This window comes from Pseudomonas sp. St316 (assembly GCF_018325905.1).
Classification (GTDB): Bacteria; Pseudomonadota; Gammaproteobacteria; order Pseudomonadales; family Pseudomonadaceae; genus Aquipseudomonas.
The window spans coordinates 1,311,189-1,332,609 of record NZ_AP021901.1; the positions used below are offsets into that span (position 1 = coordinate 1,311,189).

The following is a 21,421-nucleotide window of genomic DNA, read 5'->3' on the forward strand; positions in this document are numbered from 1 at the left end:
ACCGCGTCAGCCAGCGACGGCCTGTTTGCGCACACGCCAGGCCATGATCAGCCAGACGGCCGTCACCCCGGCGAATTTCGAGAGCAGGGCGGTGATCACCACGGCAGGCGTCAGCGCGTCGATCAGGCTGAAAAAGATGAAGGTGTCCAAGGGAATGCTCAGGGCCGAACTGATCCACAACCGGTCATGGAGCGGGCGCTTGGTGATCGTGAACACCAGCCAGTCAATGCATTCGGACACCGCAAACGCCGTGGCGCTGGCCAGGGCGATCGTCGGGTCGGAGGTGACATAGGACAACACCAGCGCTACCAGCATCGCCACGATGGCGCCATGGCCGAAGCGGGTCTGCACCATGTCCCGCAGGACGAACACCAACCCGCCCCAGGCCGACCAGATGATGTCCAGGTGTGGTGCGGCAGAAAACGCGAAGTTGATCAGCACGACGCTGGCGATGTAAGCGAGCAGGAAAAGCATGGGGTGGGGTACCTGATGGAGTTGTCATGCAAAACATTAAAGGACAGCGACAGACCTGTGGGAGCAAAGCTTGCTCGCGAAACAGGCGACTCGATTTCTGAAAGACCGCATTGTCTTCATCGCGGGCAAGCCTTGCTCCCACAGAAGCCTTGCTCCCAAAGAGGGTTGTGTTCAGTCAATGGATGAAGGGTACTTCAGCCACCGCCAGTCCCTCAATCTTCGTCACTGCCCTCTGCCTTCCAATACCCCACCGCCTTCAGGAAATCCGGGTCCAAGCCTTTCTCCTCCAGCAACACCTTGCGAATCTGCCGCGACACCTTGCTCTCGGTGGCGACCCAGGCATATAGCTTGCCACCGGGCATTTCCAGGTGTTGCACGGTGGTCAGCAGGTTGTCCCGGCGGCCTTCGCGCAGGACCCAGATCACGTGGACCTGCGCCGGGCTGTGGAGGATCTGTTGCTCGGCGCCATTCTCCACTTCCACCACCACCAGGGCGCGGCGGTTCGGCGTCAGCCCTTCGAGGCGGCGGGCGATGGCGGGCAGGGCGGTTTCGTCGCCGATCAGCAGGTAGCTGTCGAAGATGTCCGGCACGATCATCGAGCCCCGTGGCCCGGCGATGTTGAGGTATTGCCCGGGCGCTGCCTGGGCCGCCCAGGTCGCGGCGGGGCCGTCGCCGTGGAGCACGAAATCGATGTCCAGCTCCAGGCTGTCCAGGTCATAACGGCGCGGGGTGTAGTCGCGCATCTCGGGCATCGGGCCCTGGGTTTTGCCGGCGCTGGGGCTGAAGTTTTCCAGGGCAGCGTGTTCCTCGGCGTTCTGCGGGAACAGCAGCTTGACGTGATCGTCCGTGCCCAGGCTGGCGAACCCGGCCAGTTCCGGCCCCCCGAGGGTGACGCGGCGCATGCGTGGGGTCAGGTCTTGCACCCGCAACACTTGCAGGCGACGGCGTTTGATCTCGTGGGTGACGCGGTGGATGGTGTTTGGATCGACTTCGGTCATTGGCTTGACTCCGAGACGGGTGGACGGTCAGGGCCGTCGATAATGGCTTGAGCAGTGTCGTTGAGCAGGTCGCGCACCCGCCGGATTTCTTCCGGGCTCCAGTGGCCCGGGTGCTTTTGCAGCGCATGCCGCAGGTTATACACCGCTTCATGGATTTCCGGGGGCCGATCAGGGCCGCGCAAGGTGCGCTTGCTGATTTCAATGCGCGTGCGCACCTCGTCCAGCGCCTCGGCCTGTTCCTCAAGTGATAGACGTCCGGCCTCGGTCAAGCTGTAGCATTTTTTTCCATCGTCGACGCCGCAGCTGACCATTGCACTCGTTTCCAGGAACGACAGGGTCGGGTAGATCACGCCGGGGCTGGGGCTGTAGGCGCCGTCGAACATGTTCTCGATCCGGCGGATCAGGTCATAGCCGTGGCAAGGCTGTTCGGCAATCAATGCCAAAGCCAGCAGTTTCAGGTCGCCGGAAGCAAAGACCCGGGGGCCGCGACTGCCACGCTCGCGCCCGGCCAGGCGTTCGAAACCGTCGTGTTCGCGTTTGTGGGGGGAATAAGGGACGGTCATATGCGGTTCTCCGTTCTGCATAAGAAAGTATTGAGATATAACTTTCGCCATGTGATATATCTTTGAGTGTGGGCAGTTGCTGCAACTAAGATATATCTAATTTTGTGACGGCTACTTGTAATGAAGCAAGACCTTACCTGAATGTGGCGGGTAGGCGGGTGATGGGTTTCTACAGTCGTTTTTTCTTGACAATGAGCAATGCCGCGGCGCTGCTGAGTATGTGGGCCGTTTCTGACATACAAACTTAAATTTTATATATGGGTGGGTATTTTTCGCGCATTTGTATGCCGCATTTACTACAAGCTTGTGGGAAATTGCCTGCTTTTTTTTAGTTAAAGAGAGCCGATCATGCCCGGCGTTGGAAGTGCAGCCAAAGTTGTTGTCTGGCAGCACTTACAACCCTTCTCTATTTATGCCAAGAACAGGTGTTAACAACATGCTCAAACAATTCGTATCCGGTACTGCTCTGGTCGCTGCTGCCCTGAGTTCTTCGGCGGCGTTCGCCGTCGACGATGCTCGCTCCTCGATCCACATCACTGCGAACATTCCGACCGAGCAATTCCATGTGCTGCCACGTGACCCGAACTTCGGTAAAGACGAGGTCATGAGCTACAACACGGTCAGCGGCACCTTGACTTCGTTGCGCCAGACCTTCGACGTGAAGAACACCAACGGTTCGGTCCACGCCTACATCGAGGGTGGCCCGGCATCGCTTTACAACGGTCGTGATGCCATTGCCCTGACCACCAAGTTCAACGGCATCACCCTGTCCGCCCTGCCTCAGGAAGTGGTGGATGATGCAACCTCCACTCCAGGTACCCAGGCTGACATGACCATCGTCGCGGCCAAGCCACTGGACACCCAGAACGGCCTGTACACCACCGACATGACCGTGATCTTCGACGCCGTGCCGCGCCCGTGATGCCGTTCGATGCCCGCTGAGTTTCACCTCGTTTAACGGGCATTGCCGCAGGCCGTCCGGCGCTCCCCCGCCGGGCGGCCCGCACCTGAAACGCCCTGATCGTTCGCTGATTATGAGAATCCGTTGATGTTTCCGATGACACCCATCGCGGGTGCCCTCGCGCTCTTTTTGTGCGCGAGTGCATTGGCTGCGCCGACTGCCCCCGGTACCACACCCAGAAGCCTGCTGGCCCAGGCCAAGGGGTTGCCGGCTGAGTTTGAATCGCACTTTTTCGATGTGCCTTTGGCGGTTCGTGTCGAACTCAATCAACAGTACCTCGGTGAAGCCATGGTGGTCTTGACCCGGGATGATCGTATTACCCTGCTCGAATTCAACGACACGCAGGACAGCCCGATAAAAGCTGTCGAGCGCGAGCAATGGGAGCAGCATCTCAAGCAAGGACAAAAGCTGGGCGCCTGTGAAGGCAAATGCCCGTCCGGACTGCTGGCTGTGCACTACAGTCTGGAAAACTCATTGGTGTCGATCCTGACCAGGGACGTGGAACGAGCCAACGAAATCAAGCGTTATCACGATCAGCCGGACGGCGGCAGCCTCGGCCTGATCTTCAACAACCAACTGAATATCAATGGCGGCCAGGAGCAGGACACGGGCGGGCGCTATGGCCTCAACGCCAGTTCCAGCCTCGGCAACTGGAGCCAGTCAATGGACCTCCAGCTTTCGCGCCTTGGCGGCCCGGACGACAAGCTGTACCACGCCGTCCATGAGCTTTACACCCAACGGGAGCTGGAAGGGAGTTTCTTGCGCCTGGGTTATTTCACCCCCAGTTCCGATGGCTTGAACCGTCAGATCCGTTCGTTCGGTGCCAACCCGGACACCGCCCTCGGCGTGATGTACGGCAGCTCCGACAGCCTGGTGATGGAAAATCCCAAGCCCAGTGTCTACCCCATTTACGTCACCGCCAGCCGTCAGGCTTCGGTGGAGATCTATCGTAACGGCCTGTTGATCAATACCCAGGCGGTCAGCGCCGGCTTGCAGAGCCTGGACACCCGGCCCTTGCCCGGCGGCATCTATGAAGTGGAAGTGCGGTTGATCGAGGACGGGCAAACCACCGCCACCAGCCAGGAGCTGGTCTACAAGCCCAATAATTGGAGCAATTTCGAGGACCGCTGGCGCTACAACCTGTTCGCCGGACGCGAAACCAGGCTGTGGAGCAATTGGGAAGACCAGCCCTCGGGTTTCACTACGGCAGGTGTGGGGTTCAACTACCTGCTGCATCCCCGGGTGATCCTCGGCGCCTCCACGCGCCAAGTGCAGGACAAACTGCAAGTGGGCACTTCGGTGGACTGGACGCTGGCCAGCAACACCAGCCTGTACGCCAACGTCTATCAGACCCAGCAGTACGGCACCGGCATGGACATCCAGGGTCTGTACAGCTACGGCCACGGCAGTGTCGTGGCGAGCCACAACCGCAGCTGGCTGGACACCCGCAACACCTATGAAACCCTGGCGGACGGCACCCGCGTTCGCCAGCGCAATGTGTTCGTCGGCCAGACCAGCAACTCTTCGTTGTCGGTCAACCATCGCTTGAGCAACAAGACCTCCATCAATGGACGGCTGGCCTACAGCGAAGGCAACGTCCAGGGCACGGGGCTGGACCTGGGCTGGACCCAGCGCGGCAAGCTGCGTGGCAGCGATGCCAACTGGCGGCTGTCGGTGTTTGACCGCCCCGGTACGTCGAGCACCGCCGAGCGGCGCAATCGCGGCGTCGACCTGAGCATCAGTGTCGCGTTGGGCGGGCCGGGCGAGTACTGGTCGGGCAGCATCGGTACCCGCACATCGCGGGACGGGGACCGGGACCACAATGCCTCGCTGACCTATCGCCGGGACCTGCAGGATCACGTGTTGCAAAGTGTCTCCGCGACCGCGCTGGCCGACACCTACGGCGTGGGCATGTCTGGCATCGCCAGTTTCATGACCGATTCGCTCTATGGCGATGGTTTCGTCCAGCGCTCTTCCTACAACGACAACCTGACCGGCGGCTTGAACCTGACCAGCACCGTCGCCGTGGGCGGCCAGAAAGCCGCCTTCACCGGCCTGCCCCAAGGGCGCGGCGCGGGGATGATCGTCGACGTGGAAACCGACCTGGACGATGTCGCCCTGCGCGCCGACGACTTGACCGGTGGCAGCACGGCATTGCGCCCGGGCCGTAACTTCGTCCCCATCACCGCCTACAAAAACAGCATGGTGACCTTCGACTTCGACGGCGTGCATCCGCCGGCGGCGAATATCGAGCCTTCACGCACCCGTTACCACCTGAACAAAGGGGGCGTGGACTACCGCAAGATCCAGGTGATGAGAACCGTGACCGTGCTCGGGCGCCTGGTGGACGAACAGGGCGAACCGCTCAGGGGCCATCACGTGATCAACCACGCCAGCCGCGGTGTCAGCGAGGCGGACGGGTTCTTCTCCATGGAAATGAATGCCAGCTCGCCCACCCTGGAGGTGCGCTACGGCAGCGAATTGTTCTGCCGCTTCCGCCTCGACCCGGACAACGCCGACCGCGAAGGCGATGTGTTGATGATCGGCGACTTGCGCTGCACGCCGGACAGCCTGGCCGATACGACGATTCCTGGGGCCGACAGTGCGAAACAGCGCTCGTGAAGCGGTGGGAGCAAAGCTTGCTCATGAAAGTGTGGGAGCAAAGCTTGCTCGCGATGAACGATGACGCGGTTAACCGGGAAATCGAGGCGCCTGCATCGCGGGCAAGCCTTGCTCCCACAGATGATTCTCACCCCCTGTTTGTAGTGATTGGTCTTGATGTATGAGGTTGTATTAATGAAATGTTTATCGGCGGCAGGGCGTGGTGTGGCTTCGGTGTTGTTGTTTGCCTCGCTTCTTGCTGGTCCAACAACGGCCAGTGCACTGACGCAAGAGATCAGTGCGCTTTTTCGGCCCGATCCTGCAAAACCTACGGAGAACAAGTTCACCAATACCACGCCAGTGAGTGGGTATTGCGCCCAGTATTCCGCGCAATGTGCCAGCACGAATATGTTCAGTATTCGAATGCCCATTATTTTTAATTCGTCCAGGCCTATCGAGGCTAATCATGTGGATAGTCGGCAGGGCGCCATGTTCAGGATGCCCACCGATTGGCGTCCTGTAACAGTAAACAATTCAAGCACTGGTGAAAGTGAAGAGGTTGAAATACGAATATCCGGTGTGGGTTCGCAATATCGCCTCAACGAGAATCCTATTGATCTGGTGGGGGGGGCGTGGACCTTGTCACGGCGCATTTCAGGCTCTGGGGCGGCAGTTGGGTATATGCACCTGCTCCATGCCGTCAGACTGGTGTTGGTTACTACAGTACGCATTGGTACACATTTTTCTGGACGACGCCACAGGCAGGCTCTTGTAACAAACAAGCCAAATTCCTGATACCGGAACTAAAGTACAACTATCTGGATTTCGCTTACGAATTGCGCACACCCAACCCCTTGAAGATGTCTGTCGGTCATTACACGGGGACGTTGAACTATACCGTCGGGCCAGGACAAGACTTCGACATGGGCGATGTCATGATCCCAAACGATTCGACCATCACCCTCAATTTCAATCTCGAAGTCCAACACACCCTCAAAGTCGAAGTCCCCCCCGGCGGCAACCGGGTCGATCTGGAGCCCCAGGAAGGCTGGCAAGTCTGGCTCAACAGCGGGCGCAAACCAACGCGGCTGTTGCGTGACCAACGCTTCCATATCTCGGCCTCCTCGCGTTTCAAGATGGCGCTCGAATGCCAATACGTCAGCGGCAATACCTGCGCGGTCGCAGAAACCGACACCGGCCACGCCGTGCCGGTGGACGTCAGCGTCAGCCTGCCCGATGGCCTGACCGACGCCGCCGGCCAGCCGGTCAACCGTCGCCGGTTACTGCGTGACGGCAGTGGCACCGAACTGTTCCAGCCGGGTTTTTACATCGAGCGCCGATCAGGAACCCTGCACTTCGAAGTGGGCCGCAGCGCTGTTGAAGAGATGCTTGGCAATGGCGCCAAGGCGTATAGCGGCAACGTCACCGTGATTTGGGATTCGGAAGTTTAAAACCCCTGGTTTGTTCAACGGCTGCTTTTCCCCGCCAGGACTTGCCCTGATGCATGAGGTTGCGTAGATGAAATTCTCAAGAACACTCGCAAGCGGTATGGCTGCCACCGTTTGGTTGGCTTGTTTGCCAACTGTCGATGCCGCCACTCTGGACATAACAGCGCAGTTCAGAGCCGATAGCGCCAAGCCCCAAGAGAATAAGTTTGTCAACACCACTCGAAACAGCGGCTATTGCGAGCAGTTTGCCGCGCAGTGCCAATCGGCAGGGATGTTCAGTCTGCGATTGGGCACGGGCGCTTCAGGCGGGCCGATCCAGGCCAATCATGAAGATGTCCGCCAGGGGGCGATGCTCAAGGCACCGGCCAGCTGGCGTACCGTACAGGTGACCCATGCAGGGACAGGCCATACCGAAATGCTTGAGTTGCGCGTGGTCGCAATGGGCGGGGCGATCGGGCTGACGCCCAATCCGACTGACATTGTCGGTGGCGGCGTGAGTGACGAAACCGCCTATAACATGATTTTCGGTTCGACCTGGTGGCAAGCCCCGACGCCCTGTGTGAGACAGGGAGCCAGCATTTCCCACGCCTGGTTCTTCTGGAGGACCCCGACAGAAGAAGCGTGTGCCAAACCGGCCCGTTATCTGATTCCTCGGTTCCAGTACCAGGACCTGAGTTTTGCCTACGAGCTGCGCACACCCAATCCTTTGAAAATGGCCGGTGGGCAGTACCGGGGCTCGCTGACGTTCGGCATCGGGCCGGGCCAGGATTTTGACTTCGGTGACGTCGTGATCCCCAACGATTCGGCGCTCACACTCAATTTCACACTGGACGTCGAACACGTCCTCAAAGTCGAGATTCCACCGGGAGGCAACCAGGTGGAATTGGAGCCTCGAGAGGGCTGGAAAGCCTGGTTGAGCAATGGCAGCAAACCCACGGTGCTGTTTCGCGACCATCCGTTCCTGATCTCGACGTCTTCACCTTTCACGATGAGGCTTGAGTGTCGCTACATGGCAGGCACCGAGTGCGGTGTCACGGCAGCCGGTTCCGCCATTTATTACCCGGTGGATGTCTATGTCTCGCTGCCCGACGGTTTGACCCATCCCAACGGGCAACCGGTCAATCGCCACACGGTGCCCGTCGCTGGCTTTGCCAATCCTGTTCGATTTCTCCCGATCCGGTACATCGACCGCAAGACCGGAACCCTGCATTTCCAGATCCGCACCGCCAGTGTCTCCGCGATGCTGGACCGTGAGCCCGACACCTATACCGGCGGCGTCACGGTGATCTGGGATTCAGAGGTTTGAGTGGCGTGCCGTCCGGCAATGTTCAGTGAGTTGCGTTTAATACATGAGGTTTGAAGTGATGAAGCATCTATTGGCATGGGTTGGTTTTCTTCTGTTTTGCGGCGTGGCCCAGGCCGGGCCGCAGATTGGTGTCGGGGTGGTCTACGACTACCTCGACGGAGACAAAAGCACCTACATGAAGCGTGTGTTCAACGGGGGCACCTCCACGGCATTCGTCAAGGTCAACATTCTGGAGATTGTCTACAACGAAGATGGCAGCTACCAGGAAGTGCCCCTGCAGGACCAGGCCAATGCCACGGCCAAGGATGGCCTGATGGCCAGCCCGGCGCGCCTGATCGTGCCGGCCAACGGCATGCAGGGCACCCGGTTGCTGTTCATGGGCAACCGCGACAAGGAGCGTTACTTCCGAGTGCGTTTCGTGCCGGTGGTACCCGAAGCCGAGGATGAATTTGCCGTCAGCGCCGAGGAGCGCGAAGCCTACAAGAAAGAGCGCGTGGCGGCAGGGGTCAAGGTCCTGGCGGGCTACGGCACGGTGTTTTTCGTGCGGCCCAAGAACACCCGTTTCGAGACGCTCGTCGATGACAGCGCCAATCGTTACGTGGTGCGCAACAACGGCAACAGCGTCGTGGTGATCGATGAGTTCAAGGATTGCGTAGTGAAGAAAGAAAACGACTGCCGGCCGACCACCAAACACCACGTCATGGCCGGTCGCACGTTTTCGTTCGACAAGGAGGCGGGGCGTGAATATCGCTTCACGCTGATCGAGGGCGGCAAGAGCAAAGCCGTCGAGATCAAGGGTTGACGGTTGCCGTCGCCGAACCGTCCCAGACGCCACAGGTAATCAATATGTCCAAGACACTGCTACCCCCGCTCGCGTTGACCGCCCTGATGCTGCCCTGGGTATGGGCCTGGGGCGCGGTCGAGCGGGAAACGTTCGAACTCCACGTGACCATCCCGACGATCGATTTTTATGTACTGCCCCTCGACCCGCAGTTGGTCCAGCGTGAGCAACGCTTGCCTTTCAGCACCGTCACCAGCGAGCTCAGCCCGCTGCGTGCCACCTACGAGGTGAAGAACAGCAACGGGGCCATCGGTGCGCGCCTGGGAGAGGAGGCTTATCTGTCCAATGGCCGTGAGCGTATCGACTTGAGGGTGAAGTTCAACGACGTCGAATTGACCCTGGACTCGACTCAGGTGGTGTCTGCTCTCGAAGCCCGGCCCGGACGCCAGGTGCCCCTGGAAATCGCCGCGATCAAGCCGGGTGACGGCTATAGGACCGGTGATTACTACGGCACGGTGCACATGGTGTTCGATGCCATTGCACCGTGAGCCAGGTGACTTGTAGGCGTCAGGGCATACGCCTTCCGTGGCGAGGGGATTTATCCCCGCTCGGCTGCGAAGCGGTCGTCACACAGCTGACGCGGTTTATCTGCAGCACCGCACTGCCTGGTTTTTGGAGGAGCTGCTGCGCGGTGCAACGTTTCGCTAAATCCACTCGCCACGGAATCTGTCTTTCGTTTTATTACTCAGAAGAGGTGTCAAGCATGTTAAAAAAAATGATGACCGTTATGGCCTTGGGCGTTGCGGTCCTGAGTCCTTCATGGGCGTTGGCGGCTGATGATGCACGCTCATCCATCCATATCACCGCGAACATTCCAAACAAGCAATTTCATGTACAGCCCCGCAACCCGGACTTTGGCAGGGACGAGGTGATGCATTACAACCCTGTGCAGAATCAATTGAGCTCTTTGCACCAGACCTTTGATGTGAAGCACACCGATGGCTCGATCCATGCCTACATTCAGGAGGGCAGGGCCATTCTGAGCAATGGCTGGGATCTCATCCCCCTGAGCGTGACGTTCAACGGCGTCTATCTCAATGGCGTGCCTCAAGAAGTCGTCGACGATGCCTCGTCCACGCCAGGTACCCAGGCCGAGATGGTCATTCGTTCCAACGCCATGTCGGTCGACCGCCACCCAGGCTTGTACACCGGCCAATTCACCGTGATTTATGACGCGGTGCCTAGGGTCAGCCTGTAACTCACTGCGCCACGTCATGAGGCATCGGTGTGCAGACCGTTCCCTCTAGCCCGCAGTACGGGGATTCTGCACTTCGTTTATTAATCAGAAGAACAAATATGTATAAAACAATAATGTTCGTAACGGCTATGGTCGTTGCAGCACTGAACCCTTCGTGGGTATTGGCAGTTGATGATGCGCACGCAGCCATCCATATCACCGCGAATATTCCGAACAAGCAATTTCATGTAGTGCCACGGGATCCGGACTTCGGTAAGAACGAGGTCATGCATTTCGATCCTGTAACTAGAAAATTGTCCCCTGTGCGCCAGCTCTTCGATGTGAAGCACACCGATGGTTCGGTTCATGCTTACGTTGAAAGGACTCCCGTGCTGTATGGCAAATATCTGATACCCCTCCTCGTCGCGTTCAACAACGTCTATCTGTACGAATCGCCGCAGGAAGTGGTGGACGACGCCACGTCCACACCGGGTATGACGGCTGAGATGCTCATCTACACGCCGTTCCCGGTCTCTTCCAAACATACAGGTTTGTACGTTGGAGATATCACCGTGATCTTCGATGCGGTCCCTAGGGTGACCCTGTAACTCACTGCGCCGTGGCACATCGGCGTGGTCCCGTCGGCCTGCAAGGCAGGCCAAATGCTAAAAGGTGCAGTCGGTTTAGGCTGGCGTGCATTTTTTCTTAAAATGCTATCAACAGGAATTGAACATGTTTAAAAAAATACTCTGCGCGACAGTACTGGCTGCCGGTGCCTTGAATACCTCTTTGGTATTCGCTGCCGATGACGCACTGGCGCCAATTCATATTACTGCGAATATTCCTAATAAACAGTTTCATGTGCAGCCACGCAATCCGGATTTTGGTAAAGATGAATACATGTATTACAACCCGGTAAGTTACGATTTGAGCTCCATACGCCAGACCTTTGATGTGAAGAATACCGATGGCTCGGTTCATGCCTACCTTGAGGGACGCTCTGTTTTGTCTAATGGTACCGTGCTCATACCTCTGCGTGTCTTGTTCAACGACGTATTGTTGAACGAGGTGCCTCAAGAAGTAGTGGATGACGCCACATCCACGCCAGGGACCCAGGTGGAGATGTTCATCCATGCGAATCATTGGCCCATCCCTCGCTATCCTGGCCTGTACACCGGGAACTTCACTGTCATCTTCGATGCGGTACCCCGTGTAACCCTCTGATCGAGTAGCGTGGGAATAAAAGACCTCGCCCACGATACATGATCCCTATGGCGCTATAGCTCATTGCCGTGCCACCAACGGCTTGCACTGGGTATGACTCCCCGGTTGCAAGTAAGGCGAGAGAATCGGCGCCATCCCCTTGAGCACTTGCACCGGCAGGGCTGAGGTGAACTTGAAGTTCTGCGCCGAAGCCCCCGGGACGAAGGCGGTGAGGGTGCCGAAATGGCTGTCGCCGATGTAGAACACGAAAGTGGCGGTGCGGTTGATGGCCTTGGAGCTGATCACTCGTCCCCCGGCACCGATGGCTTCGATACGGTTGTCGCCGGTGCCGGTCTTGCCGCCCATGGCCAGCGGCGTACCGTCGGCCAGTTTGAAACTGCCGGCCACGCGTTTCGCGGTGCCGGCATCCACCACCTGGGACAGCGCACCGCGCAGGGCCTGGGCCACCTCGGCTGGCATCACCCGCTTGCCGTTATCCGGATCGTTAAGAAGGCGTGTTTCATAGGGGGTGCCGACGGCAAAGTCCAGGCTGTCGACCCGCAGCGCCGGTTGCCGGATGCCGTCGTTGAGGATCGTCCCCACCAGTTCCGCCAGCGCGGCGGGGCGGTCGCCTGAGCTACCGATGGCGGTGGCGAGCGACGGCACCAGGTGGTCGAACGGGTAGCCGACTTTCTGCCAGCGCTGGTGAATATCCAGGAACGCCTCGATCTCCAGCATGGTACGGATGCGACCGTCGCGGGCGCTCTTGTGCTTGCTCTTGAACAGCCAACTGTAGACTTCCTGGCGCTCGAACTGGCTGGCCTTGACGATCTGGCTGAACTTGGCGTCGGGGTTGTTGAGCAGGTAACCCATCAGCCACAGGTCCAGCGGGTGGACCTTGGCGATGAAGCCTTGGTCCGGCAGGTCGTAGGCGCCGGGGCCGTAGCTCTGGTAGAGCCGTTCCAGGCGTTCGTCGGTGAGTTTCTCGGGGTTCTTGACCGACTTGAGGTGCGAGCGCACGAAAAGGTTGAAGCTCTCCTGGCTGTCGCCGGGAAAGAAATAACGGTGCACCGCCGCCAGGCGGATCGCGGTGGGGCGCATGCCGTCGAGGAAGGTCTCTAGCCGTTGGCTGGTGTCTTTTTTCTGGTACTTCTTCCAGAACCTGAGCAGGAACGAGGTGCCTTCACGGTCGGCGAACTGGGCCAGGTACTCCTGGCGGCGCGGATCCTGGTCGTCCTTGAGCAGCTCGGAACTGTTGTTGGGGCCGGCATAGGTGGCGTAGCGCACCAGGTCGCGCATCAGGCGGATGAAGGGCAAGTTGATCGACTCGCGCAGGGCATCGCGCAGCGTGGGGTTGCGACCGTTGTCTTCGCTGCGGAAGTTGTGGAAGGTGTGCAGCCCGCCGCCGGTAAAGAACGCCTCGCCGGGGCTGGCCGAGTACGTGCGGTCCAGCGCCGCTTCGAGCATCTTCGGCAGGCTGTGGTCGGTGTTCTGGATCAGGTAGTCGACCGCCCAGCGCGAGAGGCGGTCCGGCTCGGCGATGTCGACTTTCTTCAATGCCGCCGGGGTTTGCTGGGCATAGCGCTCGTGCAGCTCGGCGATGATCTGCAGATACGTGGTGAGCACCCGCAACTTGGCGGTGGAACCCAGTTCCAGCTTGCTGCCTTCGTTGATGTCGAAGGGCTGGTCGGTGCTGTCGGTCTGCACCCGCACGCGCGAGCCATCGGGAGTCAGTTCCAGCAGGGTGAAGCTGTAGCGCACCTGGGTGGTGCTGGTGGGGGTCAGCAGGCGTTCGCCCATCAGGCCGATCTCGGTCGCGAAGGCCGGGTCGGCCAAGCGCTTGAGGTAGTCGGTGGCCTGGGCCTGCAAGTCGCTTTGCAAGGTGCTGGTGGCGGAGAGGTCGAGGCGATCGAGGTCGTACAGCGGACGATTGAGCAGGGTGGCGAGGCGACTGCGGGCGGCGCTGATGCCTTTGTTGGTTTCGTTGGGCTGGACGGTCGGGTCCTGGACCCAGTCGCGATAGCTGACCTGGCTCGCCAGGGCCGCCTCGGACAACGCCGCATCGATCACGCCGTTCTGCACCAACAGCCGGATGTGGCTGTCGGTCAGGCGCGCCAGCTCATCGTGGCCCTTGGACAGGTAATGGGACGGGCGGCGCTGGGCGATCATCAGCGACAGCATTTCGCGCAGGGCCAAGCCTTTTTCCGCCAGGCTCTTGGGGTCGTTGGCGGCACTGAACAGGCGTTCATTGGCCCGGTTGAAATCGGCGCCGTACCAGACCCGCAAGCCCTCCGCCATGCCATGGACTTCACCGTGCCCCGGCACAGCCGAGAGCGGCACGCTGTTGAGGTAGTCGCGGATGATCCGCTGCCGGGCTTCGAGCGTCTGCGGGCCGGCCTGATAGGCCCGCACGCTGGCGGAGATCATCTGGCGAATTTTTTCCCCGCCCGACACGGTGAGGCCCTCGGGAGAGTGCCGGTATTTTTCCAGCTGTGTCGCCAGGGTACTGCCGCCGGCGGACTGCCCCGGCAGGCTAAACAACTTGGCCACCTGCGACCACGCCGCCATGCCGAAGCGCGGCCAGTCCACTGCCGGGTTCGCCAAGGGTTGCTTGGGGTCGAGCAGGAAACGGTTCTCGATGAACAGCAGGCTTTGCACCACCACCGGCGGGATCGCGTCGAAACTGGCGTACAACTGCTGCGGGTACTTGAACTGATAGACCGGCGCCGCGCGGCAATCGGTGATGGTCAGCCCGGCCTGGATCTTTTCCGCATAGGGCACGAACAGGCCTTTTTCGACGTAGCCCATCAGGGCCGGGGAGAACCGCGCCTGGCCCTGGATCACGTAGTCGCGCTTGAGCAGGCGCGGCAGGAACTCCCCCAGCGCGCTGTAGCCCAAGCGCCGGTCGAACGGGCCTGCACCCGGGTAGACGATGGCATCGCTGGGCCCCGGCTGCACCGCATAGCTCAGGGACGTGGCGTACTTGCTGATCTCCCGGGCCTGAAACTGGGAGGTGCGCATCTCCTTGGCCACCGCCAGGCCGACCACCACGATGATAATCAGCAGCAACAACCAGAATGCCCGCCAGCCATGCCGTACGCGGCGTTTTTTTTGAGGTAAAGGCGCTTCTTCCATACGTTCAGCTGGGACCACAGGTTCATTCGAATCGGTTTGCCACAAAGCGCCCATAGTCGACTGATCCATTCACGCAGATTGATCGGACTTGCTTGAAGCTTAGACGGTGGTTGGCGGGGGGGAGGGGAAATTGTCGACTCGGTGGCCCGGGACGCAGGGCAATGCCTTTGAGTGAAGGGCTTATGTGGCGAGGGAGCTTGCTCCCGCTCGGCTGCGCAGCAGACGCAACGGCGGCATGGCTGAAGAATTTCAGCAGTTGAAAAGCGAGGGCGGCTTCGCCCCCCAGCGGGAGCAAGCTCCCTCGCCACGGGTACTACGTTGTTTTCGGAAAAGTCGCTCAACCGTCATCGCGTCGGATCGTCACGGGCGAGGCTACTGTAAGTAGATCCCCTAAACTCAGGAAGCCAAGGAATGCAGCCCCCACGTCCAAACTCCCATCGCTTGCGTCGCGGACGCTCTTCGGAACCGGGGCGAGGTTACCTCGTCACTACGGTTGTTCACCAACGCATACCGATCTTCAGGAACTGGCGACTGGGCCGCTTGTTGGTGGCAGAAATGCGTCAGGCTCATGAGCGAGGCCAGGTCAATTCGCTGGCCTGGGTTGTGATGCCGGATCACCTGCATTGGCTTGTGCAGCTAGAGCAAGCTGACCTCATGCAGGTGATGCAGAGGGTCAAGTCCCGCAGCACCCTCACAATCAACCGAGCAATGGACAGGAAGGGTGCCTTCTGGCAAAGCGGTTTCCATGACCGCGCGATTCGCGACAACGACGACCTGCGGCCTTTCGCCCGCTACATCATTGCCAACCCTCTTCGCGCAGGGTTGGTGGATCGCATTGGCGATTACCCGCTCTGGGATGCGACATGGCTCTAAGTGCTTTTGTGGCGAGGGAGCTTGCTCCCGCTGGGGGGCGAAGCCACCCCCGGCTTTTTGGCTTTGCCTGCGACTGCTGCGCAGTCGAGCGGGAGCAAGCTCCCTCGCCACAGGTTGAGAGTGTTCAAGAGCCTTGTGCTAGAGCCTTGAAGAGGTCGCATTACGGTCATGACGTAGCGCGTATCCCTGTGCAATACTCCGCCACGTTTATCCCACTGAATTTCCTGTAATCGTAGTTAATGCATCTCCAAAAGAACGGCTTTTTTTGAGGCTTTCCCTGAATTAATCCCGTTTTACAGTGAATCTCTCTATCCCTGGCTTCTTATACTGCATGGCCCACCGATCCTGGGGCTGGTGTCCCAAAGGACGGTCTGCCCATAAGGCAGGCCCGGTTTCGGCAAGGCGGCAGGCTTACCGGCCTGTGGCTTTGGACACTCGGTGGCTAATCCAATAACAAGACGAGGTTACCCCTATGCCTGTCGGCAATCATCTGCCCCATGGCGAGACCACGCAGGGTGGTCCGCTCAAACGTGAGCTCGGTGAGCGGCATATCCGCCTGATGGCGCTCGGTGCCTGCATCGGTGTCGGGCTGTTCCTCGGTTCGGCCAAAGCCATTGAAATGGCCGGCCCGGCGATCATGCTGTCCTACATCCTGGGCGGCCTGGCGATCCTGGTGATCATGCGCGCCCTCGGCGAAATGGCCGTGCACAATCCGGTGGCCGGTTCGTTCAGCCGCTATGCCCAGGATTACCTCGGCCCGCTGGCGGGTTTTCTCACCGGCTGGAACTACTGGTTCCTGTGGCTGGTGACCTGCGTGGCGGAGATCACCGCCGTGGCGGTGTACATGGGCATCTGGTTTCCTGACGTTCCCCGTTGGATCTGGGCCCTGGCCGCGTTGGTCAGCATGGGCTCGATCAACCTGATCGCGGTCAAGGCCTTCGGTGAGTTCGAATTCTGGTTCGCCCTGATCAAGATCGTCACCATCATCGCCATGGTCATCGGTGGCGTCGGCATCATCGCCTTCGGGTTCGGTAACGATGGCGTGGCCCTGGGCATTTCCAACCTCTGGACCCACGGCGGCTTCATGCCCAACGGCGTGTCCGGCGTATTGATGTCCCTGCAAATGGTGATGTTCGCCTACCTGGGCGTGGAGATGATCGGCCTGACAGCCGGTGAGGCGAAGAACCCGCAGAAAACCATCCCTAACGCCATCGGCTCGGTGTTCTGGCGAATCCTGCTGTTCTACGTTGGCGCGCTGTTCGTGATCCTGTCGATCTACCCGTGGAACGAGATCGGCACCCAGGGCAGCCCGTTCGTGATGACCTTCGAGCGCCTGGGCATCAAGACCGCCGCCGGCATCATCAACTTCGTGGTGATCACCGCCGCGTTGTCGTCCTGCAATGGCGGCATCTTCAGCACCGGGCGCATGCTCTACAGCCTGGCGCAGAACGGCCAGGCCCCGGCCGGCTTCGCCAAGACCTCGGCCAACGGCGTACCGCGCCGCGCACTGCTGCTGTCTATCGGTGCGCTGCTGCTGGGCGTGCTGCTCAATTACCTGGTGCCAGAAAAGGTCTTCGTCTGGGTGACCTCCATCGCCACCTTCGGCGCGATCTGGACCTGGGTGATGATCCTGCTGGCCCAGCTCAAGTTCCGCAGAGGCCTGAGCCCTTGCGAGCGTGCCGCGTTGAAATATCGCATGTGGTTGTACCCGGTCAGCTCGTACTTGGCGCTGGCCTTCCTGGTGCTGGTGGTGGGCCTGATGGCGTACTTCCCGGATACACGGGTGGCGCTGTACGTAGGGCCGGCGTTCCTGGTGTTGTTGACGGTGTTGTTTTATACCTTCAAGTTGCAGCCGACGGGGGATGTGCAGGGTTCGGTGCGTTCGGCTTCGTAGGTTGACATTGCGGTAAGAAAGAAGCCCCGATCGGATGATCGGGGCTTTTTTTGTAGTGCGTGTCTCTCAAACCGCCCGGTGGGGATCGCGTGCCGAGTGGTGTGGCAGGGGAGCGTCCTATGAACGGCCGTCCCCTATGCGATAGTCGCTGGGCGCCTTGTATCGCCACAAATAAACCCTTCCCCAGGTCACCCCGGCACCTGTTAGTTCTTACAGTAGACGGCGTATCGACGGGTCGATAGATTAAATATCGCCTGAAATACCAATCCGCTGATGATCTACTTGGAAACTAAACGTCGGCCCCGGCATGTAGTCAAGGATAGGGTCGGGGAATAAGTAAAGTGGTAAAGCAGGGTTCGGTTCATGGAGGTGCCAGTTTATGTGGGCTGAGAAAATATTAAGCAAAGGAGAAGTGTTCGGGTTTTTTGTTTTGGCTTCTCTGCTCTATGTGTTTCCTTTTATTAATGCTGATTACGCCTATATAGATGACAACTGGCGAGCGCTTTTATGGGCGGACGAAGCCTGGAGGAATCAAGGCAGAGTGCTGGCTGAGGGGTTGACAAAATTTTTGGCCTTCAATAATGCATCCATCAATATATTTCCACTTCCTTTATTGATTGCTACCGTTGTGATAGCTCATGCGATGTGTCTATTGACGTTTTGGTTTTTCTCTCAGCCACGATGGACTACATGTTTGATTGCGCTTCCCATGTTGTGCAATCCATTTTTTTTGGGAAATATCAGTTATCAGTATGATGGGCCTGGAATGATGCTTTCGGTGGCGGCTGCTATCTATGCATTGACTTGTCAGGTGGGCGGTGTTTATTTTCGAGGGGCATTGTCGGCGCTGCTACTGGCCGTTATGTTGAGTCTTTATCAACTGACGGTCACGGTGTTTATAAGTTTGTGCTTTGTGGAATGCGTATGGAATGTGCGGAATGAAAAACATGCGCGAGCGGTGCTGCTCGGCCTGGTGCAGCGTGGCTTACAACTCGCAGGGGGAGGGCTTATATATTACCTGACAGCTTTTCAGCTGTTCGTTGTTTCGCGAGGGGGGCTTATACCGGTTGGTCAACAGTGGTTTGAGGTGATAAGTGGAAGGTTTTTGTTTTCGGTGGACAGGGTTGTAGAACTTATTAATCCGGGAAATTTTTATTTTTCTGTTTTGATTCTGCTTGTGGCCGGTATAGCCTTCATAAGGCTGGGCAGGAATATTTTTATATTGGAGGGTGGTCGAACAGATAGGTTTCTGGTTTTGGTCGCTTACCTGTGTGTGATCCCAGTGCTGATCATTGGGGTGCCCGGCGCTATATTGTTTCTGGAGGAAAAAAATATTTTTGCCAGGTATTTTTGGGGTTCTCAGGCGTGTTGTTTTTTCTATTTCTGCTTAATTATGAATGCCTGGGGCGTGTTTGGGGTGGGTTGCGGGTTTTTTTAGTTATTCCGGTATTGTGTATGTACTCACTTTGTTATGCCTATGGGCAAGTCATGATCGCAAAGAAAGAACTTGAAACTACCCTGGCTACATTCATCGCTTATGACATAGTCGCAACAGATGAGCTGAGAGCGAGCAAGGTCTTGTTCTTCATCGGACCCCGAACAGACGGGAACTGGTTGCCCCAGGGGCACCCGGCAATGAGCTATATGCCGGTGCTGAGGTATATTTTGAGCAACGCCAGTGAGCTGTTACATCCGCAGTTTTTTCCGAGGCTGGGTATCAATAATGTCGATGGCCGCACAAGGGAGGTCTTCGAGACGGCCATGTCCTCCAGCAAAACGTCCAAGCGTGTCGTGGATAGAAAGTTCTATTCCATTTACATCACTGAGGCAGGTGATTTCATCGTCATGAAAGACATTGTCGATTCGGAAAAATATATGGATGACCCTTGGTGATGGCGCGATCTGCTGGAGCAATCCCTATACGGGGATTACTCCATGCCCAAGCAGCAATCAACCTACCGCTACGCAGCCCCCGCTTCCAAAGGCTCAAAACTATCCGCCCGCGCCATCTGCCACATCCGCGAATAAAACGCCCCATTGACCTCACTTGTCAGCAATTCCCCCGGCTTCAAGAACACATGCAACTGTGAAAACAGTTTGATCTCAGTGGCCGACATGCGCCGCACCAGGTGCTTGGGTTGCAATTGCGACGGGTGCTCGAGCCCGGCGGCGGCGAGCATTTCGGCCAGGGCCTTGAGGGTGTTGCGGTGGAAGTTGTAGACCCGCTGGGCCTTGTCCGGGACGACCAGGGCGCGCTGGCGCAGGGTGTCCTGGGTGGCGACGCCGGTGGGGCATTTGTTGGTGTGGCAGCTTTGGGACTGGATGCAGCCGATGGCGAACATGAAGCCCCGGGCGGCGTTGGCCCAGTCGGCGCCGATGGCCAACACGCTGGCGATGTCGAAGGCGCTGACGATCTTGCCGCTGGCGCCGAGCTTGATCTTGTCCCGCAGGTTCAGGCCCACCAGGGTGTTGTGCACGAACAGCAGGCCCTCGCGCAGCGGCACACCGATGTGGTCGGTGAACTCCACCGGCGCCGCGCCCGTGCCGCCTTCCTTGCCGTCCACCACGATGAAGTCGGGCAGGATCCCGGTTTCCAGCATGGCCTTGGCGATGCCCATGAATTCCCACGGGTGGCCCAGGCAAAACTTGAAACCCACCGGTTTACCGCCGGACAGCTCACGCAATTGCTGCACGAATCGCATCAACTCGATGGGCGTGGAAAACGCGCTGTGACGGGACGGTGATACGCAGTCCTCACCCATGAGGATGCCCCGGGTTTCGGCGATTTCCCGGGTGACCTTGTGCTTGGGCAGGATGCCGCCGTGGCCGGGTTTGGCGCCCTGGCTCATCTTGATTTCGATCATCCGCACTTGTGGATCCTGCGCCTGGGCGGCGAAGCGCTCCGGGTCGAAGCGCCCGTCGCTGGTGCGGCAGCCGAAATAGCCGCTGCCCAGCTCCCAGGTCAGGTCGCCGCCGTGTTCGCGGTGGTAGGGGCTGATGCTGCCTTCGCCGGTGTCGTGGGCAAAGTTGCCCAGCTTGGCGCCCTGGTTCAGCGCCCGGATTGCATTGGCGCTCAAGGAGCCGAAGCTCATGGCCGAGATGTTGAACACCGATGCCGAGTACGGCTGGGTACATTGCGGGCCGCCGACGGACACGCGAAAACCGCTAGGGTCGCTCAGCGGGGCCGGGCGCATGGAATGGCCGATGAATTCGAAGCCGGCCTGGTAGACGTCGATCAAGGTGCCGAACGGTTTGTCGGCGCTTTCGTTCTTGGCCCGGGAATACACCAGCGAACGCTGGGCCCGGGAGAAGGGCAGGGCATCGCTGTCGGATTCGAGCAGGTATTGGCGGATCTCCGGGCGAATGCCTTCGACCAGGTAGCGGATATTGCCCAGGATCGGGTAGTTGCGACGCACGGCGTGGCGGCTTTGCAACAGGTCGAACACCCCCAGCAGGCTCAACAGCCCGGTCACCAGCGTGATCGGCCAGAGCCAGTCGTGTTGCAGGAAAGGCAGGCTGGCGAGGGTGAACAGGACGCAGCCGGCAAAGAAGGCGTAACGGCTCAGCAGGGACAGGCTCATGCGGTTTCCTTGGGGGAGCGATTGGCGAGGCGGCGCAGGCATTCTGCGCCGACAGCGAAACGGCGGGCAACCCTGTGGCGAGGGGTTGTTGTGGGAGCAAGGCTTGCTCGCGATGGGGGCGCCTCGGTTTCTGGAGTACCGCGTCGCCCCCATCGCGGGCAAGCCTTGCTCCCACAGATTCACAGCTTCACAGATTCACAGATTCACAGATTCACAGATTCACAGCTTCACAGATTCACAGATTCACAGCTTCACAGATTCACAGATTCACAGATTCACAGATTCACAGATTCACAGATTCACAGATTCACAGCTTCACAGCTTCACAGCTTCACAGATTCACAGATTCACAGATTCACAGCTTCA

17 protein-coding genes and 1 pseudogene are annotated in these 21,421 nt (G+C 58.9%); 13 read left to right on the forward strand and 5 right to left on the reverse strand.

Annotated features, from left to right (window positions below; translation table 11 throughout):
• Window positions 1-6: 6 nt before the first annotated feature.
• The 3 genes from KI237_RS05810 to KI237_RS05820 form a co-directional block, all read right to left on the reverse strand.
• Complete coding sequence (locus KI237_RS05810) at window positions 7-474, reverse strand: preQ0 transporter (RefSeq protein WP_212799164.1); 468 nt, start codon at window positions 472-474, stop codon at window positions 7-9.
• A gap of 212 nt (window positions 475-686) precedes the next feature.
• Entirely contained in the window at window positions 687-1,472 is a 786-nt protein-coding gene (locus KI237_RS05815) for a siderophore-interacting protein (protein ID WP_212799165.1), read from the reverse strand.
• A complete protein-coding gene (locus KI237_RS05820) occupies window positions 1,469-2,035 on the reverse strand; it encodes a PadR family transcriptional regulator (RefSeq protein WP_212799166.1) in 567 nt (188 codons plus the stop codon). The genes KI237_RS05815 and KI237_RS05820 overlap by 4 nt, the downstream gene beginning before the upstream one ends.
• A 436-nt stretch (window positions 2,036-2,471) precedes the next feature.
• Between KI237_RS05820 and KI237_RS05825 the strand changes: the two genes are divergently transcribed.
• The 9 genes and pseudogenes from KI237_RS05825 to KI237_RS05865 all read left to right on the forward strand — a co-directional run bounded on the left by KI237_RS05825 (window position 2,472) and on the right by KI237_RS05865 (window position 11,593).
• Complete coding sequence (locus KI237_RS05825; protein WP_212799167.1) at window positions 2,472-2,957, forward strand: CS1 type fimbrial major subunit; 486 nt, start codon at window positions 2,472-2,474, stop codon at window positions 2,955-2,957.
• A 126-nt stretch (window positions 2,958-3,083) separates the two neighbouring features.
• Complete coding sequence (locus KI237_RS05830) at window positions 3,084-5,618, forward strand: CS1-pili formation C-terminal domain-containing protein (RefSeq protein ID WP_212799168.1); 2,535 nt, start codon at window positions 3,084-3,086, stop codon at window positions 5,616-5,618.
• A gap of 174 nt (window positions 5,619-5,792) precedes the next feature.
• Window positions 5,793-7,048, forward strand: a pseudogene (locus KI237_RS05835) (hypothetical protein).
• Window positions 7,049-7,316: 268 nt separating this feature from the next.
• Window positions 7,317-8,351, forward strand: coding sequence for a hypothetical protein (locus KI237_RS05840; RefSeq protein ID WP_249410693.1), 1,035 nt, complete (start codon window positions 7,317-7,319; stop codon window positions 8,349-8,351).
• Window positions 8,352-8,409: 58 nt separating this feature from the next.
• Window positions 8,410-9,153: a fimbrial biogenesis chaperone gene (locus KI237_RS05845; RefSeq protein ID WP_212799170.1), complete on the forward strand. Its 744-nt coding sequence runs from the start codon at window positions 8,410-8,412 to the stop codon at window positions 9,151-9,153.
• Between the two features lie 44 nt (window positions 9,154-9,197).
• The gene (locus KI237_RS05850; RefSeq protein WP_212799171.1) at window positions 9,198-9,680 is read left to right on the forward strand and encodes a CS1 type fimbrial major subunit; all 483 of its coding nucleotides are present in this window, start codon (window positions 9,198-9,200) and stop codon (window positions 9,678-9,680) included.
• A gap of 215 nt (window positions 9,681-9,895) precedes the next feature.
• Window positions 9,896-10,390 carry a CS1 type fimbrial major subunit gene (locus tag KI237_RS05855; protein WP_212800563.1) on the forward strand — a complete coding sequence of 165 codons (495 nt, stop codon included), beginning with the start codon at window positions 9,896-9,898 and terminating at the stop codon, window positions 10,388-10,390.
• 29 nt (window positions 10,391-10,419) lie between these two features.
• The gene (locus KI237_RS05860) at window positions 10,420-10,977 is read left to right on the forward strand and encodes a CS1 type fimbrial major subunit (protein WP_249410694.1); all 558 of its coding nucleotides are present in this window, start codon (window positions 10,420-10,422) and stop codon (window positions 10,975-10,977) included.
• Between the two features lie 124 nt (window positions 10,978-11,101).
• Entirely contained in the window at window positions 11,102-11,593 is a 492-nt protein-coding gene (locus KI237_RS05865) for a CS1 type fimbrial major subunit (RefSeq protein WP_212799172.1), read from the forward strand.
• Window positions 11,594-11,653: 60 nt separating this feature from the next.
• On the opposite strand, the gene KI237_RS05870 is transcribed toward KI237_RS05865, so the two are convergent.
• Window positions 11,654-14,761 (reverse strand): transglycosylase domain-containing protein, encoded by a 3,108-nt coding sequence (locus tag KI237_RS05870; protein WP_212799173.1) that lies wholly within the window; start codon window positions 14,759-14,761, stop codon window positions 11,654-11,656.
• Window positions 14,762-15,118: 357 nt separating this feature from the next.
• Between KI237_RS05870 and KI237_RS05875 the strand changes: the two genes are divergently transcribed.
• The 4 genes from KI237_RS05875 to KI237_RS05890 all read left to right on the forward strand — a co-directional run bounded on the left by KI237_RS05875 (window position 15,119) and on the right by KI237_RS05890 (window position 19,367).
• Window positions 15,119-15,580 (forward strand): REP-associated tyrosine transposase, encoded by a 462-nt coding sequence (locus KI237_RS05875; RefSeq protein WP_212799174.1) that lies wholly within the window; start codon window positions 15,119-15,121, stop codon window positions 15,578-15,580.
• A 472-nt stretch (window positions 15,581-16,052) separates the two neighbouring features.
• Window positions 16,053-17,474, forward strand: a complete 1,422-nt coding sequence (locus KI237_RS05880) for an amino acid permease (RefSeq protein ID WP_212799175.1) — start codon at window positions 16,053-16,055, stop codon at window positions 17,472-17,474.
• Window positions 17,475-17,853: 379 nt separating this feature from the next.
• The gene (locus tag KI237_RS05885; RefSeq protein WP_212799176.1) at window positions 17,854-18,912 is read left to right on the forward strand and encodes a glucosyltransferase domain-containing protein; all 1,059 of its coding nucleotides are present in this window, start codon (window positions 17,854-17,856) and stop codon (window positions 18,910-18,912) included.
• A gap of 50 nt (window positions 18,913-18,962) precedes the next feature.
• Window positions 18,963-19,367 (forward strand): hypothetical protein, encoded by a 405-nt coding sequence (locus KI237_RS05890; protein ID WP_212799177.1) that lies wholly within the window; start codon window positions 18,963-18,965, stop codon window positions 19,365-19,367.
• Between the two features lie 68 nt (window positions 19,368-19,435).
• On the opposite strand, the gene KI237_RS05895 is transcribed toward KI237_RS05890, so the two are convergent.
• Window positions 19,436-21,055, reverse strand: a complete 1,620-nt coding sequence (locus tag KI237_RS05895; protein ID WP_212799178.1) for an FMN-binding glutamate synthase family protein — start codon at window positions 21,053-21,055, stop codon at window positions 19,436-19,438.
• Between the last annotated feature and the right edge of the window lie 366 nt (window positions 21,056-21,421).

Excerpts from the sequence above, each read along its gene's own strand:
- KI237_RS05885 (WP_212799176.1), top strand. The coding sequence starts at position 17,854 with ATGTGGGCTGAGAAAATATTAAGCAAAGGAGAAGTGTTCGGGTTTTTT.
- KI237_RS05840 (WP_249410693.1), top strand. The coding sequence starts at position 7,317 with ATGTTCAGTCTGCGATTGGGCACGGGCGCTTCAGGCGGGCCGATCCAG.
- KI237_RS05895 (WP_212799178.1), bottom strand. The coding sequence starts at position 21,055 with ATGAGCCTGTCCCTGCTGAGCCGTTACGCCTTCTTTGCCGGCTGCGTC.
- KI237_RS05820 (WP_212799166.1), bottom strand. The coding sequence starts at position 2,035 with ATGACCGTCCCTTATTCCCCCCACAAACGCGAACACGACGGTTTCGAA.
- KI237_RS05870 (WP_212799173.1), bottom strand. The coding sequence starts at position 14,761 with ATGGGCGCTTTGTGGCAAACCGATTCGAATGAACCTGTGGTCCCAGCT.
- KI237_RS05880 (WP_212799175.1), top strand. The coding sequence starts at position 16,053 with ATGCCTGTCGGCAATCATCTGCCCCATGGCGAGACCACGCAGGGTGGT.
- KI237_RS05890 (WP_212799177.1), top strand. The coding sequence starts at position 18,963 with ATGATCGCAAAGAAAGAACTTGAAACTACCCTGGCTACATTCATCGCT.
- KI237_RS05810 (WP_212799164.1), bottom strand. The coding sequence starts at position 474 with ATGCTTTTCCTGCTCGCTTACATCGCCAGCGTCGTGCTGATCAACTTC.
- KI237_RS05815 (WP_212799165.1), bottom strand. The coding sequence starts at position 1,472 with ATGACCGAAGTCGATCCAAACACCATCCACCGCGTCACCCACGAGATC.
- KI237_RS05875 (WP_212799174.1), top strand. The coding sequence starts at position 15,119 with ATGCAGCCCCCACGTCCAAACTCCCATCGCTTGCGTCGCGGACGCTCT.
- KI237_RS05850 (WP_212799171.1), top strand. The coding sequence starts at position 9,198 with ATGTCCAAGACACTGCTACCCCCGCTCGCGTTGACCGCCCTGATGCTG.
- KI237_RS05825 (WP_212799167.1), top strand. The coding sequence starts at position 2,472 with ATGCTCAAACAATTCGTATCCGGTACTGCTCTGGTCGCTGCTGCCCTG.
- KI237_RS05830 (WP_212799168.1), top strand. The coding sequence starts at position 3,084 with ATGTTTCCGATGACACCCATCGCGGGTGCCCTCGCGCTCTTTTTGTGC.
- KI237_RS05855 (WP_212800563.1), top strand. The coding sequence starts at position 9,896 with ATGTTAAAAAAAATGATGACCGTTATGGCCTTGGGCGTTGCGGTCCTG.
- KI237_RS05845 (WP_212799170.1), top strand. The coding sequence starts at position 8,410 with ATGAAGCATCTATTGGCATGGGTTGGTTTTCTTCTGTTTTGCGGCGTG.
- KI237_RS05865 (WP_212799172.1), top strand. The coding sequence starts at position 11,102 with ATGTTTAAAAAAATACTCTGCGCGACAGTACTGGCTGCCGGTGCCTTG.